The 20,752-nt window shown below is 72.1% G+C and carries 20 protein-coding genes and 2 pseudogenes; 10 read left to right on the forward strand and 12 right to left on the reverse strand.

The genetic code is table 11. From position 1 onward, the window contains the following. Nucleotides 1–77: 77 nt before the first annotated feature. The 6 genes from ACFV9M_RS16490 to ACFV9M_RS16515 form a co-directional block, all read right to left on the reverse strand. The gene (locus ACFV9M_RS16490; protein ID WP_385063204.1) at nucleotides 78–1,817 is read right to left on the reverse strand and encodes an FAD-dependent oxidoreductase; all 1,740 of its coding nucleotides are present in this window, start codon (nucleotides 1,815–1,817) and stop codon (nucleotides 78–80) included. 107 nt (nucleotides 1,818–1,924) lie between these two features. Further along, nucleotides 1,925–2,413, reverse strand: coding sequence for an FAD-dependent monooxygenase (locus ACFV9M_RS16495; RefSeq protein WP_385063206.1), 489 nt, complete (start codon nucleotides 2,411–2,413; stop codon nucleotides 1,925–1,927). A gap of 248 nt (nucleotides 2,414–2,661) precedes the next feature. Further along, complete coding sequence (locus ACFV9M_RS16500; protein ID WP_385063208.1) at nucleotides 2,662–3,486, reverse strand: IclR family transcriptional regulator; 825 nt, start codon at nucleotides 3,484–3,486, stop codon at nucleotides 2,662–2,664. 238 nt (nucleotides 3,487–3,724) lie between these two features. Further along, nucleotides 3,725–4,018, reverse strand: coding sequence for a YciI family protein (locus tag ACFV9M_RS16505; RefSeq protein WP_385063210.1), 294 nt, complete (start codon nucleotides 4,016–4,018; stop codon nucleotides 3,725–3,727). A gap of 43 nt (nucleotides 4,019–4,061) precedes the next feature. Further along, a complete protein-coding gene (locus tag ACFV9M_RS16510; protein WP_385063414.1) occupies nucleotides 4,062–5,423 on the reverse strand; it encodes an MFS transporter in 1,362 nt (453 codons plus the stop codon). Between the two features lie 179 nt (nucleotides 5,424–5,602). Beyond that, nucleotides 5,603–6,349 carry an SDR family NAD(P)-dependent oxidoreductase gene (locus tag ACFV9M_RS16515; RefSeq protein ID WP_385063212.1) on the reverse strand — a complete coding sequence of 249 codons (747 nt, stop codon included), beginning with the start codon at nucleotides 6,347–6,349 and terminating at the stop codon, nucleotides 5,603–5,605. A gap of 255 nt (nucleotides 6,350–6,604) precedes the next feature. Between ACFV9M_RS16515 and ACFV9M_RS16520 the strand changes: the two genes are divergently transcribed. From ACFV9M_RS16520 to ACFV9M_RS16535, 4 genes are all read left to right on the forward strand, one after another. Beyond that, nucleotides 6,605–7,381, forward strand: a complete 777-nt coding sequence (locus ACFV9M_RS16520; RefSeq protein WP_385063214.1) for an SDR family NAD(P)-dependent oxidoreductase — start codon at nucleotides 6,605–6,607, stop codon at nucleotides 7,379–7,381. A 239-nt stretch (nucleotides 7,382–7,620) separates the two neighbouring features. Further along, nucleotides 7,621–8,397, forward strand: coding sequence for an IclR family transcriptional regulator (locus ACFV9M_RS16525; protein ID WP_385063216.1), 777 nt, complete (start codon nucleotides 7,621–7,623; stop codon nucleotides 8,395–8,397). 57 nt (nucleotides 8,398–8,454) lie between these two features. Then, nucleotides 8,455–10,299 carry an FUSC family protein gene (locus ACFV9M_RS16530; protein ID WP_385063218.1) on the forward strand — a complete coding sequence of 615 codons (1,845 nt, stop codon included), beginning with the start codon at nucleotides 8,455–8,457 and terminating at the stop codon, nucleotides 10,297–10,299. 353 nt (nucleotides 10,300–10,652) lie between these two features. Then, a complete protein-coding gene (locus ACFV9M_RS16535) occupies nucleotides 10,653–10,853 on the forward strand; it encodes a hypothetical protein (RefSeq protein ID WP_385063220.1) in 201 nt (66 codons plus the stop codon). Between the two features lie 447 nt (nucleotides 10,854–11,300). On the opposite strand, the pseudogene ACFV9M_RS16540 reads toward ACFV9M_RS16535, so the two are convergent. The 3 genes and pseudogenes from ACFV9M_RS16540 to ACFV9M_RS16550 form a co-directional block, all read right to left on the reverse strand. Next, a pseudogene (locus ACFV9M_RS16540) lies at nucleotides 11,301–11,464 on the reverse strand (aldo/keto reductase); the annotation flags it as partial. 71 nt (nucleotides 11,465–11,535) lie between these two features. Next, nucleotides 11,536–12,564, reverse strand: a complete 1,029-nt coding sequence (locus ACFV9M_RS16545) for a zinc-binding dehydrogenase (RefSeq protein ID WP_385063222.1) — start codon at nucleotides 12,562–12,564, stop codon at nucleotides 11,536–11,538. A gap of 45 nt (nucleotides 12,565–12,609) precedes the next feature. Further along, entirely contained in the window at nucleotides 12,610–13,587 is a 978-nt protein-coding gene (locus ACFV9M_RS16550; RefSeq protein ID WP_385063223.1) for an aldo/keto reductase, read from the reverse strand. A gap of 222 nt (nucleotides 13,588–13,809) precedes the next feature. On the opposite strand from ACFV9M_RS16550, the pseudogene ACFV9M_RS16555 reads away from it, so the two are divergent. Beyond that, nucleotides 13,810–14,297 (forward strand): annotated as a pseudogene (locus tag ACFV9M_RS16555) (hypothetical protein); the annotation flags it as partial. A 224-nt stretch (nucleotides 14,298–14,521) separates the two neighbouring features. Here the strand turns inward: ACFV9M_RS16555 and ACFV9M_RS16560 are convergent. Beyond that, a complete protein-coding gene (locus tag ACFV9M_RS16560) occupies nucleotides 14,522–14,824 on the reverse strand; it encodes a helix-turn-helix domain-containing protein (protein WP_385063225.1) in 303 nt (100 codons plus the stop codon). A 64-nt stretch (nucleotides 14,825–14,888) separates the two neighbouring features. Here ACFV9M_RS16560 and map point away from each other — a divergent pair, with 64 nt between their 5' ends. From map to ACFV9M_RS16580, 4 genes are all read left to right on the forward strand, one after another. Then, on the forward strand, nucleotides 14,889–15,671 hold the full coding sequence (map, locus tag ACFV9M_RS16565) for a type I methionyl aminopeptidase (protein ID WP_385063226.1): 783 nt from the start codon (nucleotides 14,889–14,891) through the stop codon (nucleotides 15,669–15,671). Between the two features lie 185 nt (nucleotides 15,672–15,856). Beyond that, a complete protein-coding gene (locus ACFV9M_RS16570; RefSeq protein WP_385063228.1) occupies nucleotides 15,857–16,048 on the forward strand; it encodes a transposase in 192 nt (63 codons plus the stop codon). Nucleotides 16,049–16,076: 28 nt separating this feature from the next. Then, a complete protein-coding gene (locus ACFV9M_RS16575; protein WP_385063230.1) occupies nucleotides 16,077–16,664 on the forward strand; it encodes a hypothetical protein in 588 nt (195 codons plus the stop codon). Between the two features lie 244 nt (nucleotides 16,665–16,908). Next, entirely contained in the window at nucleotides 16,909–18,042 is a 1,134-nt protein-coding gene (locus tag ACFV9M_RS16580; protein WP_385063232.1) for an FAD-dependent oxidoreductase, read from the forward strand. A gap of 138 nt (nucleotides 18,043–18,180) precedes the next feature. Here ACFV9M_RS16580 and ACFV9M_RS16585 read toward each other — a convergent pair whose 3' ends face one another. Both ACFV9M_RS16585 and ACFV9M_RS16590 read right to left on the reverse strand, forming a co-directional pair. Continuing rightward, a complete protein-coding gene (locus ACFV9M_RS16585) occupies nucleotides 18,181–18,636 on the reverse strand; it encodes an FCD domain-containing protein (protein WP_385063416.1) in 456 nt (151 codons plus the stop codon). Next, complete coding sequence (locus ACFV9M_RS16590; protein ID WP_385063233.1) at nucleotides 18,626–18,808, reverse strand: hypothetical protein; 183 nt, start codon at nucleotides 18,806–18,808, stop codon at nucleotides 18,626–18,628. The genes ACFV9M_RS16585 and ACFV9M_RS16590 overlap by 11 nt, the downstream gene beginning before the upstream one ends. A gap of 33 nt (nucleotides 18,809–18,841) precedes the next feature. Here ACFV9M_RS16590 and ACFV9M_RS16595 point away from each other — a divergent pair, with 33 nt between their 5' ends. Then, the gene (locus ACFV9M_RS16595; RefSeq protein ID WP_385063235.1) at nucleotides 18,842–20,584 is read left to right on the forward strand and encodes an ABC transporter ATP-binding protein; all 1,743 of its coding nucleotides are present in this window, start codon (nucleotides 18,842–18,844) and stop codon (nucleotides 20,582–20,584) included. Nucleotides 20,585–20,752 lie beyond the last annotated feature (168 nt).

A 20,752-nucleotide genomic window follows, 5' to 3' on the forward strand; every position in this document is an offset into this window, starting at 1 on the left:
CAGGCCGCCCCCCCCTGGGCCCCATGGCCGCTCCCCCCCATTACCTTCTTGGTGGCCCCGCAATGGGGCGCCTGGCCTCAGCGTTCGCCGACCCGGCCCCCGGCCCGGTGCAGCCCGCCCGACCGCTGTGCCGCGTGGGCCGCGATGTCCCGGCCGACCTGGTAGCCGAAGACCATGGCCGGGCCGATGTTGGCTCCGTAGCCCGGGTAGCCGCCGCCGAAGACGCTGACGGCGGCCGTGCCGACGGCGTACAGACCCGGGACCGCCTCACCCGTGGCGCCGACGACCTCGCTGCGGTTGTTCACCGCAAGCCCCGCGTACGTGCCCAGGTCGCCCATCTGGATCTTCACGGCGTAGTAGGGCGCCGTGTCGATGGGGGCGAGGTTCGGGTTGGGCCGGTGCTCCATGTCGCCCTTGAAATGGTGGAACCAGTTCGAGCCACGCGCGAACCGCAGGTCCCGCCCCAGGGCCGCGTCGGCGTTGAACTCCTCCAGGGTCCGTTTCAGGGCGTCCGCCGGAACGCCGGTCTTCGCGGCCAGGTCCTCCACGGACGCGCCCTCGACCAGATAACCCACCTTCTTGTAGTACCAGGTGGGCAGCGGCCAGGGCTTCGCGTAGCCGATGCCGTACGTGCGCATGGCCTTGCGGTCGGCGACGATCCAGCCGAACGTGTCCCGCTCGGCCGCGTTCTCCTTGATCATCTCGACGCCGAAGTCGTGGTACGAGTACGACTCGTTGGCGAACCGCTCGCCCCTGCGGTTGACGGCGATCAGGCCCGGCAGGCCGAAGGCGCGCAGGTGCGGGAAGATCCGGTCCTGACCGCGCAGGTTCTTCCAGACGGTGACCGGACCCCAGGAGGCGGGCTGGTGCGGCCGGGTGTCGAGCACACCGCCGTGCGGCTCGGCCAGGAAGTAGCTGTCGCCCTGGTGGCCGATGGTGGGCGTGAAGTGGTCGTCGCCGCGCGGGTCGTGTCCGAAGACCTGCGAACGCAGCCTGGTGTTGCCGGAGAACCCGCCGGCCGCGACGACCACGCCGTACCGCGCGCGGACCGTGCCCGCGCGGGACCCGGTGAGCACCGCGCCGTCCACCACGCCGTCATCGTTCTTGAGGATCTCGACGACCTTGGTCCCCGTCCACATCGGGATGCCCATGGCGCCGGCGCTCGCCAGCATCCGCGTCATCAGCGCGTTGCCGTTGGTGCGGGTGAACGCCCGCCGGAACAGGATCCGCTCGGCCCATGTCTTGACCAGCCGCTTCTGCACGTACAGGAACGCCTTGAGCGAGCGGTTGGCTTTGATGAACGTGGCGATGTCCGGGCCGATCTCCGGCATGTAGCCGAACACCGTGTACGTGTAGAGGTACGGCTGCACCCGCAGCCGGTCCCGCTTCAGCATCCGGCCGCTGGCCTTCTTCACCGTCAGCGCCCGGCCGGACTTCCGGGCGCCGGGGGTGTCCATCTGGTAGTCCGGTGCCATCTCCGGATAGTGGAACTCGACGTCGGCGTCGTTCTCGAAGAAGTTCAGCGCCTCCGGCACCAGGTCGAGGAACGTCTTCACGGCGGCCGGGTCGTAGGAGTCACCGGCGAGGGCCTTGATGTAGGTCTCGGCCGCCTCACGGGTGTCGCCCTCGGCTACGCCCTGCTTGTTGCCCGGCACCCACAGCCAGCCGCCGGAGACGGCGGTGGTGCCGCCCAGATACGGCTCCTTGTCGACGACCAGCACATCCAGGCCCTGCTGCCTGGCCTTGAGGGCGGCCGAGATCCCGGCGGCGCCGGAACCGATGACCAGGACGTCGCACTCGTGGGTCGTGTCGCTCATGATGTCCAACTTTCGCGGCTCGTAGATCAGTCGGGACTGCTGTGTAGGGGGTCGGGTGGTCAGGTGGTCAGGTGGTCAGGTGGTCAGGTGGTCAGGTGGTCGGGTGGTCACGGGTTGCGGCTCGCGGTGAGCCGGAGCGCCTCCGCGGCGGCCGCCCCCGGGCGGGTGAGCGCCGGGGCCAGCCGGTGTACGCCTCGGCGAGCAGGGCCCGCCGGGCCACGGAACCGGCGACCGTGTCCAGCTCGCCAGCTCGCCAGCTGCCGACGGGCGTCGAAGTCGGTGGCCGACGTGTCGCGGTGGAGCATCGACGTCATCCACCAGGAGAAGTGCTGGGCCCGCCGGATCCGCTCCGAGGCCGTCCTGCCGTATCCCTCCAGCAGGTCGGTCTCCCCATCGAGGAAGCAGCGCTCCAGTGCCTGCGACAGCGGTGCCACGTCGCCACGTCGGTGACGGCCAGGTTCAGTGCCTTGGCTGCCGGTCGGCGCGACCGTCGCGTCGATCCCGGCCCGGGACAGCAGGTGCGCGAGCATGAGGCCGGCCGGCCCGGCACCGAGGATGCCGACCCGGGTCCGGGCAGGGGTGGGTGATGCGGTCATGTGGTGGTCATCCGTCCTTGCGGGAGCGGTACGCGGGGACGCCGGCGTCACGGGGCCGGTGTGTCGACACCGGCTGAGCTGACGGAGCATCAAGTAGGTCTGCCGGTCGAAGCGTTCGGTCGTACTGGCGGATCAGCCCGTCGAGCTGTGGGACCAGCGTGCAGCGCGGCCGAGGCCGCCCACAACGCACCTTCCGCTCAATGGGAAAGCCGGTGCGCCGATGCCGGCCGACGGACAGCCGATGCCGGTCAGGGGGAAGGCCGATGCCGGCCGGCGCCCGGGGTTCGTGGCCCGTGGCTGCGCAGCACGTCGTCGTCGGTGGTGGGGGCGCCCATGGCACGGGAGATGCCGCGGGCGGCGGCCAGGAGCGCCGGTACCAGGGTGCGCGGGTGGGGGTCGGCCGCCGGGATCACGATGGAGAGCGCCGCCACCACCTCGCCCGCCGGTCCCTGCACCGGTGCCGCCACGCCGGTGCCGGCCTGGCTGATCATCTGGGCCGCGACGACGAAGCCCTCACGGCGCACCTGGGCCAGCAGGGAACGCAGCCGCGCGGGGTCGGTGACCGTGCGGGCCGTGTATCCGCGCAGCGGCCGGGCCAGGACCTCCTCCTGGAGTTCGAGCGGACTGTGCGCGAGGAGTACCAGGCCGGCCGAGGTGGCGTGGATCGGCAGCCGCCCGGCGATCCTGGTGATGTTCTGCACGGCGCCCCGGGCGGACAGCCGTTCCAGGTAGAGCACGTCGGTGCCTTCCAGCACACCGATCTGGGTGTGCTGGCGCACCACCGTCTGGAGGTCCTCCATGAAGGGCATCGCCACTTCCCGCAGGTCGAGGACGCGGGAGGAGCGGGACGCCAGTTCCCAGAGCTGGTAGCCCATGCGCACGTGCTTGCCCTCGGCGCGGTCCAGGGCACCCAGCTCCACGAGTTCGCCGACGATGCGATGGGCCGTGGCGACGGGGAGGTCCGCACGGCGGGCGATCTCCGACACGGTGAGCGTGGGCGAGCCGGCCGTGAACAGCCGCAGGACGCGCATCGCGCGGCTGAGCACCGACTCACCGGCGTTGGACCTGGCCATGTGCGGTCACCCTCCGTTCCAGACTGGCATACCGTCCCCTCGGGCGCACCGGTTCGGTCCACCGGTCCACGGTGGACCGAGGACCGCCGGGAGCCTGGCCGCCGCGCGGAACGGGGCCCGGACGTGCGGCCCCCGGCGTCCGCTCGGCTTGCGCGGAGCCGCGCCGCAGGCCCTTGGTTTCAGTGCCGTCCTGAGGGATCTCCGCGGCGTCCACGGAGATCCGTCAGACGGGCCCTGGCTAGAACTGCGCGGCGAGCCGCCCCAGCACGGGAGTCCACTCGCGTGCGGAGACATCGCTGACCAGACCGTGCCGCCGGAAGGGATCGTCGTCGGTGCACCGGACGGCCTCCTCCTTGCTGTCGGCGCGGATGAGGAGGAGGGCGCCGGGCGCCTCCTGCGGGCCGAAAGGTCCGGAGCAGAGGTTGATGCCCCGGTCGCCGAGGTCTCCCAGGTACTCCTTGTGGGCGGGACGGTGCTCGTCGCGTCCGGCGGTGTCGTCGGTGTAGGTGTAGACGACGGCGTAGACCGGCATGTCGGGTCGGTTCCTTTCCGGAATGAGGTGCGGTGCGGGCGGCTCAGCCGCGCGGAAGCGGCTTGCCCAGCTCCGCCAGCGGCACCTTGTGGGTCTCGCGCGCGGTCAGGACGGCCACGGCCGAGATCACGCCGCAGGCGGCGGCGAAGAGCGCGACGGGTATCCAGCCGGTCACCCCGTCCCCCATGATCGCGAAGCCGATCGCCGGGGCGAATCCGGCGAGCAGGAAGCCGAACTGGCTGCCGGTGGCGAAACCGGAGTAGCGCACCCGGGCGGCGAACAGCTCGGAGAAGTACGCCGGCCACAGGCCGTTCATGCCCGAGTAGGCGACCCCGTTGAGCAGGACGGCCACCACGACGATCAGCGGCAGGCTGCCGGTGGACACCGCCCAGAAGTACGCGCAGATGAGGACCGCGCAGCTCAGTGCGGAGGCGATCCACACCGGCCGGCGGCCGATCCGGTCCGACAGCGCCGCCGAGGCGGGCACCGCCGCCACCGCCACCGCGTTCGCGGCGACCGACACCCACAGCATGGTCGAGCGTTCCAGACCGACCGCGTCGGAGGTGGCGTAGGCCAGGCCGAACACCATGAAGACGGTCTGGAACACCGCGAAGAGCGAGGCGAACATGACCTTGAGGACATCGGCCCACTGGGTGCGGAGAAGGTGCGCCAGCGGCAGCCGGGTCAGTTCGTCACCGGCCGCCTCGGCCTCGAAGACCGGCGTCTCGTCCAGACGACGGCGGACGAGGTACGCCAAGACGATCATGACGATGCTCAGCCAGAACGGCACCCGCCAGCCCCATGACATCAACTGCTCCTCCGGCAGCGCCGCCACGGGGATGAACACGAAGTTGGCCAGCAGGATGCCGGCCATCGTGCCGGACATGGCGAAACTGGTGAAGAAGCCCCGGCGCCCCTCGGGCGAGTGCTCCAGGGTGAGCGTGCTGGCGCCCGCCGCCTCACCGCCCGCGGAGAGTCCCTGGCCGAGGCGGGCGACCACCAGCAGCAGCGGGGCGACGACGCCCACCTGTTCGTAGGTGGGCAGGACACCGACGGCCAGACTGGAGACGCCCATCATGAGCAGCGTCAGCACCATGATCTTCTTGCGGCCGACCTTGTCGCCGAAGTGGCCGAGGACGATGCCGCCGAGCGGACGGGCGGCGTATCCCACGCCGAAGGTGGCGAGGGCGGAGATGGTGCCGACCGCCGAATTCCCCGAAGGGAAGAACAGGGAGGGGAAGACCAGAGCGGCGGCCGACCCGTAGATGAAGAAGTCGTAGTACTCGAGCATGCTGCCCAGGAACGCGGCAAGAGCGGCCTTCCTGGGCTGCGGCCGAACGGCCGGGGCGGCTGGGTTCCCTCCGCCCGGCCGGTCGCCCGCCGGGCGGACGATGGACGGGGACATGGATTCGGGAGTGGGAGCGGACATGGATTCCTCCGAACGCGGCTCGCGGAGAGAGTTCCTGTGTGGTGTGCATGTGACGGTCGCAAGAGCGTGTCCGCCGTCACACAGGCCGCGATACGGCCATTCCGTCCAATGGAAAACTTTCCGCGCCGTCGCCCGCGGCCCGGAACGGGCCCGGGTCAGCCGGCCCAGGTGAAACCGCCGTCCACGTACAGCGTCTGCCCGGTGATGTAACCGGCCCTCTCCCGGTCCAGCAGGAACAGCACGGCCTCGGCGACGTCGCGCGGGGTGCCCAGGCGGCCCAGCGGCACCCGGGCGGTCATCTCCGCGAGGTCGAGGGCTCCGTCCGCGACCATCTGCCGGATCATCGGGGTGTCGACCCAGGATGGACCGACGGCGTTGACCCGCACTCCCCGGGGCGCCCATTCGGTGGCCAGTGACCGGGTCAGTCCCACCACGCCTGCCTTGGCGGCGGAGTACGCCGAACGCTCCGGCAGGCCGCGGACGGAGGCGATGGACGCCAGGTTGACGACCGATGCGTCGGGCGCGAAGTGCGGGAACGCTGCCTGGCAGGCGTAGAAGGTGCCGTTGAGGTCGACGTCCACCACGGTCCGCCAGTCCCGCTCGGGCAGGGTGGCGGACGGGCCGGGCCGGGTCAGTCCCGCGCTGTTGACCAGGCCGTCGAGCCGGCCCAGCCGCTCGGCGACGGCGGCGAAGGCGGAGGCGAGTCGGGCCGGGGCCGTGACGTCCGCGGCGACCGGAAAGGCGCCGATCTCCCCGGCCGCGGCGGTGACGGCCCGCTCGTCCCGGTCCAGCAGGGCGACGGTCCAGTGCCGGGCGAGGGCCTGTACGGCGATCTCCCGCCCCAGGCCCGAGGCGGCTCCGGTGACGACGAGGACGCGGGAGGAGGTGTCGGCAGTGGACAACGGGGCTCCTGAGGCTGGGGGGCGTCTGTCGGGCAGAGGCATCGAATCTCGTGATCCGAAGCGAGTCAATACATTCTTGTCCTGCCAGGAGGGACAATTAGCGTAGAACGGCCTGCGATTGCCTTGCATAATGTTGGGTGTACGGTGGAATTCAGTCGCGAGAAAGCGCCGACTGGTATTTCCGGGGAATATTCTGTCCCGCAGAGAAGGACACAATTTCCGGAGCGCCATGGGTGCGATGGAGGAGTACGGGTCATGACAGACGGAAGCGCACGCGGACGGGTCCAGGGCAAGGTCGCCGTCATCACCGGGGGAGCCCGCGGTATCGGCGCCGAGATCGGCAAGGTCCTCACGGCCGAAGGCGCCACCGTGGTGGTGGCCGACCTCACCCCCGCCGACGGTGCGGCGGCGCCGACCGAAGGCGGTCCCGCCGGTCACCGCCGGCTCGACGTCACCGACGAGGCGTCGGTCCGCGCCGCGTTCGACGACATCGCCGCCACCTACGGCCGGATCGACATCCTGGTCAACAACGCCGGCGTGCCCGGCCCGATCAAACCGTCCCACGAGGTGGAGGAGAAGGAGTTCGACCTCCTCTTCGCCGTCGACGTCAAGGGCGTCTGGCTGTGCACCAAGCACGCCGTGCGGCACATGCTGAAGCAGGGCTCCGGCAGCATCGTCAACATGTCGTCCATCTACGGGCTGGTCGGCGGCGCCCGCATCCCGCTCTACCACGCGGCCAAGGGCGCGGTCCGTCTGATGACCAAGGCGGACGCCGCCACGTACGCCAAGGCCGGCATCCGCGTGAACTCCGTGCATCCCGGGTCGATCGAGACCGAACTGAGCAAGTCCCTCTCCGCCGACCCGACGCCCGAAGCCGCCGCCTACGCCCGGCGCATGCTCGACAGCACCCCGGTCGGCCACCGCGGCACACCCGAGGACATCGCCTACGGGGTGCTCTACCTGGCCTCCGACGAGTCCCGGTTCGTCACCGGCACCGAACTGGTGGTGGACGGCGGTTACACGGCGATCTGACCGGCCCCGGACCGGCCCGGGACCGACCCGGGACCGGCCCGGGATCATGGGTGCCATCCCGCACGCCGCGTGCACCCCGCACGCCGCGCGTATTCCGCACGGCGCGTGCATGCCATGCATGACGTGCATGACGTGCATGACGTGCATGACGTGCATGACGTGCATGACGTGCATGACGTGCATGACGTGCATGACGTGCATGACGTGCATGTCGTGCATGACGTCACCGAGAGGACACCGTGGCCGACGCCAAGAGTTACATCATCGAGTCGCTGGACACCGGACTGCGCCTGATGCGTCTGTTCCTGACGCACGACACCCTCTCGGTCACCGACGCCGCCAGGGAGCTGGGCGTGGCCCGCTCCACCGCGCACCGCGTACTGAGCACCCTGGAGGCCCGAGGCTTCGCCACCCGCGACGCCTCGGGGCGCGGGTACTCGGCGGGACCCGAGCTGGTCACGCTCGGCCGTCCGGCCGGTTACGGGCCCGAGCTGAGGGGCCGTCTGCAGGAGGTGCTGGACGCGGCGGCCACCGCCACCGGGGAGACCATCAGCACCGCCGCGCTGATCGGGGACCAGGTCATCATCACCGACGGCCGCGAGTCACCGCACCCGGTGCGCGCGGTCCTGGAGGTGGGCCGCGCGCACCCCGCCCACGCCACCTCCGCGGGCAAGGTACTGCTCGCCCAGCTGACCGCCGAACAGGTCCGCGCCCTCTATCCGCACGAGCAGCTGACGGGCGTCACCGAGCACACCCTGATCTCCCGCACCGCCCTGCTCGCCGAACTGGCCCGCATCCGCGAACTCGGCCACGCCGACAGCGCCGGGGAGTCGGTGCGGGGCATGAACGCCGTGGCCGTACCCCTCACCGGCAACAGCTGGCGCGACCGGCTGGCACTGATGGCGTCCATGCCGGCGGACCGGGGCGGCGAACCCGAACGCACCCGGCACGCGGAGTCCCTGCGCAGGGCGGCCGGGCTCCTGCCCCCGCCGGCCGGCTCAGCGACGAGAGCATGACCGACCGGCCGAAGCGCCACCGGCACCCCCACACGTACCTGAAGGAGAACCCACCCCATGCCGCCCGGCTCGGCCCAGGCAACCAGCGGGATCCGCGCCCACCTCGCCGCCTTCTTCCGCTTCACCCCGGCTCCGGGCCAGTGGCGGTCGGCCCTGCGCACCACCGTGGTGATGGCCGTCCCCATCCTGGTGATCACCGCGGTCGTCGGCCCGGACGTGGGCCCGATGGCCCTGTTCGGTTCGATGACCGCGTTGTGGGACACCGGACAGCCCCTGCGCCCACGCCTGCGCACCTTCGCGGTGGTGGCCTGCGTCCTGCCCGGGTCGATGGCCCTGGGCGTCCTGATCTCCCCGGTGCCCTGGCTGATGGCCCCGGTCCTGGCCGCCGTGACACTGGTGGCCGTCACCCTCTACCACGCGTTCGTCCTCACCCGAGGGCCCGGACCGCTGAACACGTTCTTCGCCTGCGCCCTGGGCACCTACCTGGGCGGCCACACCGGCAAGGCGGCGGAGATCGTGCTCGTCACCTTCTGCTCCTGCCTGCTGACCGCGCTGCTCTGCCTCACCGACCTGATACGACGTCCACGGCACCCCGAGTGGAGCGCGCTGGCCGCCGCCCGCCGTGCCGTCGACTGCTACACCGCGTTGCCCGCCCCCGCCCCGGCCCCCGCACCCGTTACCGCCTGTTCCGCCCTCGACCCGGCCGAGGACGAGGCCGTGCACGCCGCCCGCGAGGACGCCACGCGCGCCGTCGGCCGCGCTTGGGGTGTGCTGCTCTCAGCGCACGGCGGCCCCCGGTGCGCCACGCACCGCGCGCTGGAGGACGACCTGCTGCGCACCGAGTACCGGCTCGCCCGGCGGCTGGTCGCCGACCGGTTCCCCGGTGCCGCCGCCGATCACCGGGAGACGTACGGCAGCCACACCGGTCGGCCGCCGCTCGGCCGGCTGCTGCGGCACGCCCTGGACCGGCACTCCCCGGCCCGCCTCGTCGCCGGCCGCAACGCCCTGTCCGTCGGGGCCGCCGTGCTGATCGCCCAGCTCGCCGGGATCGGTCACCCCTACTGGGCCGTCCTCTCCGCCGCCGTCGTCCTGCACTCGGGGGCCGACCGGGGCTTCACCGTCGCACGAGCCCTGCACCGGGTGCTCGGCACCCTTCTCGGCGTCCTGGTGGTGGCCGCGATCTGGAGCCTGGGCCCCACCCGGCCCGAGCAACTGGCCGTCCAGCTGATCGGCGTGTTCGGGATGAATCTGCTGCTCGTACGGCAGTACACCCTCGCCGTCGTCTCGGTGACCGCGATGGCGATGATGGCGAACACCGCCACCTCGCCCGGCCTCGCCGTCGGCGCCCTGTTCGCCGACCGTGTCACGGAGACCCTGGTCGGCTGCGGTGTGGCCCTGGTCGTCCTGTGGAGCACCGGGCGACGCGGCCCCCGGCTCGCCCAGGTCCGTCAGTACCACCGCACGGTGGACGCCGTCGCCCGGCTGCTCGCCCACGTCGACCGCGATGACCTCACCTCCGCCGAGGCACGGCACGCCCGCCGCGACGTCGCCCACGAACGGGAACGGCACGGCGCGATGCTCACCCGCGCCCGCCACGACGACCCGGCGCTCGACGACTGGGTGCCCGTAGACCGGGCCCTCGGCCGGCTGGCGCACGACGCGTTGGCCGCCGTCTGGCACCCCGGCCCGGCCGCCGCGCTGCGCGCCGGTGCCGCCCGCGCCGAGCTGCTGCTCGTCCGGCGCGAAGCCGAACCCCGGGCCACCGACCCGGCCGACGCCGCCCGCGCCGTCGCCGCCGTGGAACGGGCCGCGGCCGTCCTCGCCAGGACTCCCACCGGCCGCGCCACCCCGGGCACCCAGCCGCCCCGGGGATCGTCCGCCAAGCTGTTCGACCCCGCGTGACGCGTCGACGCGCGGAACCCCACCTGCTCTCATGATGCTTGCGGCAGCGGCGGCGGACCGATCACCGCCCGCTGTCGTCGGCAAGCAGATCGGCTTCCGACCCGCCGTGGCTCGTGCACAACCCCCCGCGTCGGCGGGGAGGAGAAGAACCGGGCGACGTCGCCGAGAGCGCGGAGCGGTTCGGGCATGACGTGGCCGGCCCGCAGGGTGCGAGGGAAGTGCCGGCAGGTCAGGGCTTCGCCGCTGATGGAGAGTGGAGGGTCGCGGAGCGGCTGGCCGAAGTCACGGGGACAGTTCAGGTTGATCTCCATCGGTAGGGTGAGGCTTTCGATGAGGTAGTGGGAGGAAGCGTCTTGGATGTCACCGTTCAGTGGATACGGACGTCCTGGACGAAGGAGTCCCGGGGAGGAGAGGCTGCGGCTCGCCGGAACGCGGTCCCGGTCGGCTTTCGTGTCTGGCTCGACACGTTCGACATCGCTTACGGCCCGGTGGGAGCCGATGTGTTCCTGTCTCCGCCCGCGCTGCTCGTCGATGAGCGAGGACCAGTCCGGTAGCCCCCCACCTGGGAGTGATCACGCACTGGAGACTTCGGCTCTCTCGTCGGGACGGGCGGGTGCCCGAGGTCCGCCAGGAGCTGGTCGACGCGGTCGCCGGTGCGGCTCATCGTCCGCAGGAGCGTCCAGTCCCGGTGCGGTGGCGACCTCGCGGTATGACGCCGTCATGCCGGGATCTCCCGCGGCGACCAGACTCGACAGCAGGGGCTGATCTTTCGGTGTCTGCTGGTCGACCAGGGTGAGGACCGTGATACGTCCGGCGTCGGTCATGCGCGGCAGTGCCGAGCCGAGCCGGCGTTGCAGCGTGCTCCGGCTGGTGGTCGTCTGCTCGCGGGCGGCCTTCTTCAGGGCCCCGCGAACGGTGGTGGCGGCAGCGCGCAGGCTGTCCGGCGCCAGCGCGTTGCGCTCGCCCGTACACCCAGCCAGCGCGTTGCGCTCGCTGGGTGTACGGGCGATGCCGCTGGACTTGACGGCGCGGCCGACGGCTTCTTCGTTGCCGTAGGCGGCGCGGCGGTGTCCAGCAGGCAGTAGCCGGCGGGCAGTGCCTCGGAGACGGCGCGCTCGGTGTCCTCGGCGGGGATCGGGTAGACGCCGAAGCCGAGGAGCGGCATCTCGACGCCGTTGTTGAGGGTGACGGTCTGCTGAGCGGAATGTCCTTCGCCGTGCGGGTGGGAGGGGGAGGTCAGGGGCGGATGAGGGCCTTGAGGACCCGGCGGTCGGCCATGGCCCGGTAGGCGTCCGGTGTCCGGTCGAGGGTGAAGGCGCGGTCGAAGACGCGGCCGGGAGCGATGGTGCCGTCCATGACGTCGGGCAGTAGCTGCTCGATGTAGGCGCGGGCGGGGCTGGCACCGCCGGTCAGGGTGATGTTGCGCATGAACTCGGCCGGGCCGATCGGCCCCTGCTCGTACTGCGGCACGCCCAGGCGGCTGATCGTGCCTCCGTCCCGGACCGCGCCGAGCGCGGTGTCCAGGGCCTGGCGGGTGCCGACGGCCTCGATCACCTTGTCCACGCCGCCGGTCAGCTCGCGGATACGGGCGATGCCCTCCTCGCCGCGCTCGGCGACCACGTCGGTGGCACCGAACGCGCGGCCGAGATCGGTGCGCGCCGCGTGGCGGCCGGCGAGCACGATCCGCTCGGCGCCGAACCGCTTCGCGGCGATCACCGCACACAGGCCGACCGCGCCGTCCCCGACCACGAGCACCGCATCCCCGCGGCCGACGCCGGCGGTGACGGCGCCGTGGTGGCCCGTGGTCATCACGTCCGACAGCGCCAGCAGCGACGGCAGCAGCGCGGAGTCGGTGGCCACCGGCAGCTTGACCAGGGTGCCGTCCGCGTACGGGACGCGGACGGCCTCGCCCTGCCCGCCGTCCACGCCGTCGAAGCCGTACCGGCCACCGTTGCGGCACGAGATGTGCAGGCCCTCGGCGCAGTAGTCGCAGGTGTTGTCGCTGTAGGTGAACGGGGCGACGACCAGATCACCGGTCTTCAGGCCGGTCACGTCCGCGCCGGTCTCCTCGACGACGCCGAGGAACTCGTGGCCCATGGGGCGACCGGTGTCGGTGGCGGGCATGGACGCGTAGGGCCACAGGTCGCTGCCGCACACGCATGCGGCCAGCGTGCGCACCACCGCGTCGGTCGGTTGGACGATCTTCGGGTCGGGCCGGTCCTCGACGCGAACGTCGCCGGCTCCGTACATCACTGCTGCACGCATGGGGGGGCTACTCCAAACGGGGGTCGTGCCGGGCGGTGCGGGTGATCAGCGTTCGAGCATCTGCGCCTGGGCCTCGGTGTGCGTGTCCCCGGCGGCGGGCGGCAGGCTGCTGAGCTTGTGGAGCTGCTCGCTGGTCAGCGTGACCGCGTCGGCGGCGGTGTTCTCCTCGACCCGGCTGACGCGCTTGGTGCCGGGGATCGGGGCGATGCTGTCGCCCTGGGCGAGCAGCCAGGCCAGCGCGACCTGCGCGGATGTGGCGCCGACCTCGGTGGCCAGGGCCTTGACCTCGTCGGCGAGCGTCAGGTTGCGCTGGAAGTTCTCGCCGGTGAAGCGGGGGTTGTCGCGCCTGAAGTCGCCCTCGTCGAACTGGTCGGTGGAGCGGACGGTGCCCGTCAGAAAGCCGCGGCCCAGCGGGGAGAACGGCACCAGGCCGATGTTGAGTTCCCTCAGGACGGGCAGGACGCGCTCCTCGATGCCGCGGGTCCACAGCGAGTACTCCGACTGCACCGCGGTGACCGGCTGGACGGCGTGGGCGCGGCGGATCGTGTCCGGACCGGCCTCGGAGAGCCCGAAGGCGCGGACCTTGCCCTCGGTGATCAGCTCCTTGACGGCGCCGGCGGTCTCCTCGATCGGTGTGTTCGGGTCCACGCGGTGCTGGTAGTACAGGTCGACGTGGTCGGTGCCCAGCCGCTTCAAGGAGCCCTCGACGGCCGTGCGGATGTTGGCCGGGCTGGAATCCAGGTTCCACGCGCCGTCGCCGCCGTGGGAGACCAGGCCGAACTTGGTGGCCAGCACCACCTGATCCCTGCGTCCCTTCAGCGCCCGGCCCAGCAGTTCCTCGTTGGTGTAGGGGCCGTAGATCTCGGCGGTGTCGATGAGCGTGACGCCCAGCTCCAGCGCCCGGTGCAGGGTCCTGATCGATTCCGCCTCATCGGTGCCGGAGCCGGTGTAGCCGTGGGACATGCCCATCGCGCCCAGGCCGATCCGGGAAACCTCCAGGTCACGCAGCTTGATGTACCGCATCCGCTCTCTCCGCTCCTTCGTCTTCTCCGGCCGTGCCCACCCTCATCCGCCCGTCCCGTACTCGCTCACCGCGACGCGCGGACGGCCAGTGGACACAGCTCGTCGTGCATCCACCCTCGCGCTTTGAGCCCCGCGCAGGCAGGCCGAGCTGTTCGGGGGAATGACAGTGCCCCCCATCACGCTGCCGCCCAGGCCAGCGCGGTGTGACACTGAAGCCATGGCATCCGAGCACCTCACGGCACCAGCGAGGGCACGGAACCTGGCCGCTTCCCGCGCGCCCGCCGCACCCGAACCAGCCCGCAGCAGGCCGGGCTCACCGTCGGCAGGCGGGCTCACCGTCGGCAGGCGGGCTCACCGTCGGCAGGCCGGGCTCACCGTCGGCACCGGGCGGTGCCGCACCCCGGGACTGCGCCGCGAGGAGCTGGCCGATCTCGCCGGGATCAGCATCGACTGCTACGTGCGCCTGGAGCGCGGCAATGAAACTGCTGCTGGAATCGCTGCGGCCGAACCCCGCCTGCGTCATCAGCCGCAGCATGGACATGCTGGTCTGGAAACCGCGGCGGCCTCGCCCTGTACGCGGCCTGGAGGACTGGCCGGCCGAACACCGCAACCTCGCCCGCAACCTCTTCCTCCACCCGGCCGCGCGTGAACTGTTCCCGGACTGGGACCGTCAGATCACCGGCTGCGTCGCCCGGCCGCGCGCCGTCGCTGCTCAGCCGACAGTCCTCGCATGGACAGGCACCCCCGTGGCCGCCGACAACCTTCCAGGACCATCTCGACGGGCACGGCCTCCCACGCCCGCGCTCCTGGCGAGCCGCCGGCTGAAACCCACAGCCACCGAGATCCCCGACAGAGTCAAGCCAGGCTCTGTTGCGAAAGTGTCGGTCACGGCCACTCGTTGAGGACCGGCCGCGACAGCCTGCGGGACGGGGACTTACGAGGCCAGCTGCTCTTGCGCGTGGTGACCAGAGTCGGTCGCTCCGAGGCCACGTCCGGGCTGGCTGATCTCGGTCCACACCGCGTCGAGGGAGAGGCCGAGGACGTCGGCGATCGCCGCGATGGTCGGGAAGGCGGGGGTGGCCACGCGGCCCGTCTCGATCTTCCGGAGGGTTTCCGGTGAGACACGTGCGGCGAGCGCGGTATCGAGCATCGAGCGCTCTCCCCTGGCCCGTCGTAGGAGGGCGCCGAGGCGCTGTCCGCGTTCGACTTCTGCGGGAGTGAGCGGCAGTCTGACCATGACCCCGATTCTAATACCGGTACAGTATGGCCGGTATAGTTATTGGCTGCGCGAAGGGCGCTACATGATCGAGATCCTGAACCCCACCCTGCTGGCCCGAGCAAGAGACACAGGCGCCCTGGTCGCTGACATCCTGCAGACACTGAAGAGCCGCAGCACGACCGGCACGAACCTTCTGGACATCGACCGGTGGGCCAAAGCCATGATCGTCGAGGCCGGAGCCACGTCCTGTTACGTCGACTACGAGCCGTCCTTCGGACGCGGCCCGTTCGGCCACTACATCTGCACGGCCGTCAACGACGCCGTGCTCCACGGACGGCCATACGACTACCTGCTAGCTGACGGCGATCTGCTGACCCTCGACCTCGCCGTCTCCAGAGGCGGAGTCGCTGCGGACGCCGCCATCAGCTTCATCGTGGGCGACGCGAGGCCCCCGGAGAGCGTCGCGATGATCAGTGCGACCGAACGCGCGCTAGCCGCAGGGATCGCCGCTGCCGGGCCCGGGGCTCGCATCGGCGACATCTCCCATGCCATCGGCACAGTCCTCGGCGAGGCGGGGTACCCGATCAACACCGAGTTCGGAGGTCACGGCATCGGATCGACGATGCACCAGGACCCGCACGTTTCGAACACCGGACGACCGGGCCGTGGATACAGACTGCGCCCTGGGCTGCTGCTGGCACTGGAGCCGTGGGTCATGGAGGACACCGCTCAACTCGTCACTGATGCCGACGGGTGGACGCTCCGCAGCGCGACAGGCTGCCGGACAGCACACAGCGAGCACACGATCGCCATCACTCACGACGGAGCCGAAATACTCACCCTGCCGAAGCAGGCGCAGCCGTGAGGTCGGAGCCCTCGTGTTCCCCTTCTCCAAGCACCCCGCGGGCATGTGTATGGTCCAGGGTCTGTCGCGGAAGTGGATCCTGATCGTGGATGATCAGGCACTGTGGGGCGTGGTGATCTGACGCATGGCCAGTGGGCGCGGCTGGAGTTGTTGTTGCCGCAGGGCGTCAAGCCGGGCCGTCCGCGGTGTGGACGCGGCGGCAGCTGACAGACGGCATACGGTGGCGGACCCGGACCGGTGCTCCCCGGCGCGATGCGCCGGAACGCCACGGGCCCTGGGACCGGGTCTCTGACCTGTTCCGCCGCCGGCAGCGGGACGGCACCTGGGCCAGGATCGTCGCCGCCCGCCCCCGCGGTGGCGGGCGGCGCCTACGGTGAGCTGCGGGGCGGCGGATAGCGTGCGGGCATGGCGATGACGGGGAAGCGACGAATCCTGTACCGGCAGGGCAGCGGATTCTGGCGGATGACGACGAAGTGGGTTCTGGTCTTCGGGGCCCTGTACCTGCTGGACGGCGGGCTGCTCCGATCGTGGGGCGACGCTCTGGTCTGGCTGATGATCGGGATCCTGCTGTGGGTGCCGTTCGGGATCGGCGTCGTCTGGTACCCGAAGAAGGACCAGCGCGTCGAGCTGACGGCGCGTGAACTGCGGGTGAGGCGCAAACGGCTGCCGATGGAGAAGGTGAACCTGCTGCACGTGGCACGGCTGTGGCTGGAGGGGCGGTCAACCGCGGACGGCCAGCCGGTGCTGGAATGGACACGGTTCGACCGGGTGGTATGGGTGCCGCTGCGGGACGGCCGAGCGTTCGGCGTGGAGTTCCGCGACCCGGCCGCGTTCGCCAAGGTTTTCGGTGCCTTCGCGGTCGCGGCGTGCGGCGGGCCCGACATCGTCCGCGCGAGGGCCGCAGCGGAGACCTACCCGGATCCGCTCCCGATGCGGCCCCGCCCCGCCGACGACGCAGGCTCCTGGCTGGACCTCCTGGACATCTTCAACTGACAGCCGGAAACGTCGACAAGGGGCAGCGCGCCGTCAAGGACAGGGGAATCTGCACAGGGCCGGCGTTCCCGAGCCGGCTTGGTCCGGGTCCTTGGGGTCCCCCCCGGCCGCGCCCCCCGGCCGCTCTCCCCGTCTGCGGCCCGGCCGGTGGACGCGGAAGAACTCCTGATAGAAAGTTGCTGGTCACAGCCAATCGATTCCGGTCGCCTGTTCGGTCTGGATCACTCACAAAGGATCACGCAGCGTGCCTTCTCGTCGGATCGTCGTCGTCGGCGGCGGAGTCATGGGGTCGTCGGCGGCTTGGCGGCTGGCCGCCCGGGGCGAGCAGGTCACCCTGCTGGAGCGGTTCCGGCCCGGCCACGACCGGGGCAGCTCCCACGGCACCTCGCGGATCTTCCGGCTGGCGTACGCGGACCCGTTCTACGTCGATCTCGCCGTCCGGTCGCTGCCGCTGTGGCGGCGTCTGGAGGAGGAGACCGGACGGCAGGTGCTCACCCTGACCGGCGCCGTCGACCACGGCCCGGCCGCGGCCACCGACGCGCTGTACGAGGCCCTGACCGCCGCCGGACGGCCCGTCGAGCGGCTGTCGCCGCAGGAGGTGGCGGAGCGGTGGCCGGGGCTGCGCGCCGACACCACCGCGATGTTCCACCCGGAGGCCGGGCGGCTGCACGCCGACGAGGCGGTCACCGCCTTCCAGCAGGCCGCACGGGCACACGGTGCCGAGATCCGGCACGGCGTCCGGGTGACCGGGCTGTCGGTGCGCGGCGACGGCGTACGGGTGGTGACCGAGACGGAGGAAGAGGTCCGCGCGGACGCGGTGGTGCTCGCCGTCGGCGGCTGGACGCCCCGCCTGCTGACCGGCGGCGGCGCGTCCCCGCTGGTGAGCGGCGTGCCGACGCTGCGGGTCACCCAGGAGCAGCCGGCCCACTTCCCCTCGGCGGACCCGCTGGCCTGGCCCGGCTTCATCCACCACCCGGGCGCCGCGCTGCCCGCGGACGGCCTGACCGTGGACGGCGTGTACGGGCTCGGCAGCACCGACGGCGTCAAGGCGGGCTTCCACGGGGTCGGCCCGGTCGTCGACCCCGACCGCCGTGACCGCACCCCGGACGCCGCGACGGTGCGGGCGCTGGCGTCGTACGCCGAACGCTGGCTGCCCGGCGTGGACCACACCGCGCCGGAGCCGTTGACCTGCCTGTACACCACCACCCCGGATCACGACTTCGTCATCGACCGGCAGGGCCCGGTCACCGTGCTGGGCGGCTTCTCCGGGCACGGCTTCAAGTTCGCGTCGGTCATCGGCGAACTGGCCGCCGCGCTCGTCCGCGGCGAGCCCGGCCCGAGCCGATTCGCCCTCGGACGCCCGGGGACCGCTCGCTGAGCCGCGCCGGGCGACGATCGGTCGGCTGACATCGGCGGTGTGGCGGGCCGAGGGCCGCCGTCGCAACAGGTGCCGCCCCCCGGTCTCATGGCCGACCCGGTCGCACGGCCGACCCCGTCGCACGGGCCGGCCCAGGGCTCAGCGCCTGCGTCGGCGGCGGGCCGCCACCGCCTCCGGATCGATCTCCGGGTACGTCCACTCCGCCGCCAGCGCGACGCTCACCTGACGGCCGGTCGCGACGTGGTCGTGTGCGAGGGACGCGGCCCGGTCGCCGTCACCGGCCACGATGGCTTCGTACAACTGCTCGTGCTCGGTGCACTGCCGGGCGGCGTCGCGTTGCGCGGTCAGGCGGAACAGCCAGTGCGTGCGCGCCTCGAGCGGACGCATGATGCCGGTGAGGAGGGGGTTGCCGGCGAGTTCGACGATGTCGTTGTGGAACCGGCGTTGGCGGCGGCGATGGCGTCCCGGTCGCCGGCGTTGGCGGCGGCGATGGCGTCCCGGTCGCCGTCGCGGGTCGCGGCGCGCGCGCTGTCGAGGCGGGCGGCGAGAGCCCGATCGCGCACCCGTGCTCCGCCGACGCGGCCTACGCCGGATACGTCGAGACGGACATCGGCGCGGAGATCGAGTACGCCGCCGACCACCTCGCCGCCGGCACCTGGAAGGCGGAGGCGGTCCACTTCGGGCTCACCTTCGACGAGCCACGCAACGACATCGTGCTGTGCGGTACCCCGCCCGCGGCGGCTCGGACGAAGCTCGACGAGCTCAAGGCGAAGATCGCGGCCGGGGACATCACGACCCGATGACCACCTCACCCGACCGCGGGACCTCGGCGCCCGCCCTGGAGATCCACCGCCTCGCCAAGTCCTTCGGCGCCGTCCGCGCCCTGGACGACGTCAGCCTGGTCGTCGAGTCCGGCAGCGTGCACTGCGTGCTGGGCGAGAACGGCGCCGGCAAATCCACCCTGTGCCATCTGATCGACGGCTCGCTCTCCCCCGACACCGGCACCCTGCGGCTGTACGGGACGCCGTACACCCCGCGTCGGCCGGCCGACGCGCTCGCCGCCGGCATCGCCATGGTCCACCAGCACTTCAGCCTCGTCCCCACCCTCACCGTCGAGGAGAACCTGCGTCTGCTGAGGCTGCCCGGCCTGGCCCGGCGCGTCGAACGGGTCGCCGACGAGTACGGCCTCGCCCTCGACCTCGGCGCGCGCGTCGCCGACCTGCCCGTCGGGCTGCGCCAGCGGGTCGAGATCGTCAAGGCGCTGCTGCGCGAACCACGCCTGCTGCTGCTCGACGAACCGACCGGGGTCCTCGACCCGGCCGGCACCGACGCCCTCCCCACGACCTGCCGGCGCATCGCGGACCAGGGCGGTGCGGTGGTCCTCATCACCCACAAGCTCGGCGAGGTCGCCCGCGCCGGCGACACGGCGACCGTGCTGCGCGCGGGGCGGGTCGCCGGCGGCGGGGCGCTGGCCGAACTGCCCGCCGAGCGGCTCGTACCGCTGATGATCGGACGCTCCGCCGGTTCCCTGGACCCGGCCCTGTCCGGCACGATCGGGCTGGCGGCCGGGACGGAGTCCGCGGGCGGGCCCGACCCGGCGCCGCGCGCACCGACGGCGGGTGGGGCGGACCGCTCCGGGCCTCCCGCGCTGCGGGTGAGCGGCCTCACCGTACGCGGGACCGACGGCACGCACGCCCTCGACCGGGTCTGCCTGGAGGTCGGGCCCGGTGAGATCGTGGGCGTCGCCGGGGTCGAGGGCAACGGGCAGAGCGAGCTGATGGCCGTGATCGGCGGCTCTCTCGTACCGGACGCGGGCGACGTGGCGGTCGGCGCGAGCGACGTCACGCGGGCCACGCCCGCGCGGCGCACCGCCGCCGGTCTCGGGGTCGTCCCCGAGGACCGGCACCACGAAGGCTGCGTCGCCGAACTGTCCGTCGCGGAGAACCTCTTCCTCGGACGGCTCATGCACTTCCGCCGCGCCGGGCTGTTCCTGGACCGGTCCGCGATGCGCCGCGCGGCCGGCGCCGTGCTCTCGGCCCACGGCATCCGCGCCGACGGCCCGGACGCCGCCCTGTCCGCCCTGTCGGGCGGCAACGAGCAGAAGGTGGTGCTGGCCCGCGAACTCGCCCTGGACCCCCTGGTCTGCCTCGCCGCCGCACAGCCCACGCGCGGACTGGACGTCGGCGCCGTGGACGCGGTGCACACCCGGCTGCGTGAGGCGGCGTCCCGCGGCACCGGGGTGCTCGTCGTCTCCTCCGAACTGGACGAACTGCTCGCCCTGTGCGACCGCGTGGTCGTCGCCTACCGGGGGCGCCTGTCCGCACCCGTCGCCACGGGCGGGCCCCGGGCCCGCGAACGGATCGGCCGGCTGATGCTGGGCGCCGACGAGGAGACCGGGGGGCGGCACGAGACGGCCGATGCGGCCGGTGCCGCCCGTGCCGCCGGTGCGGCCGGTGCGGCCGGTGCCGCCGGTACTGGCGGCACCGGCAGTACCGGCGCCGGAACCACCGGAACCACCGGATCGGCCGCACCCGCTCCGTAGCCGCGGGCGCGCACTCCCCGGTCAGCCGGCCTCCCCTCCTCCCGTTCTCCTTTCTCCTCCTCCTTCTCCTTCTGCTGCTCTTCCTCCTTCTCCTCCCCCTCTTCCCTCCCCCTCTTCCCTCCTCCCTGTCCTCCTCCCCGCAAGGACCGTCTCCCCGCAAGGACCGTC

This window comes from Streptomyces sp. NPDC059895 (genome assembly GCF_042731035.1).
In the GTDB taxonomy this organism is placed as follows: Bacteria; Actinomycetota; Actinomycetes; order Streptomycetales; family Streptomycetaceae; genus Streptomyces.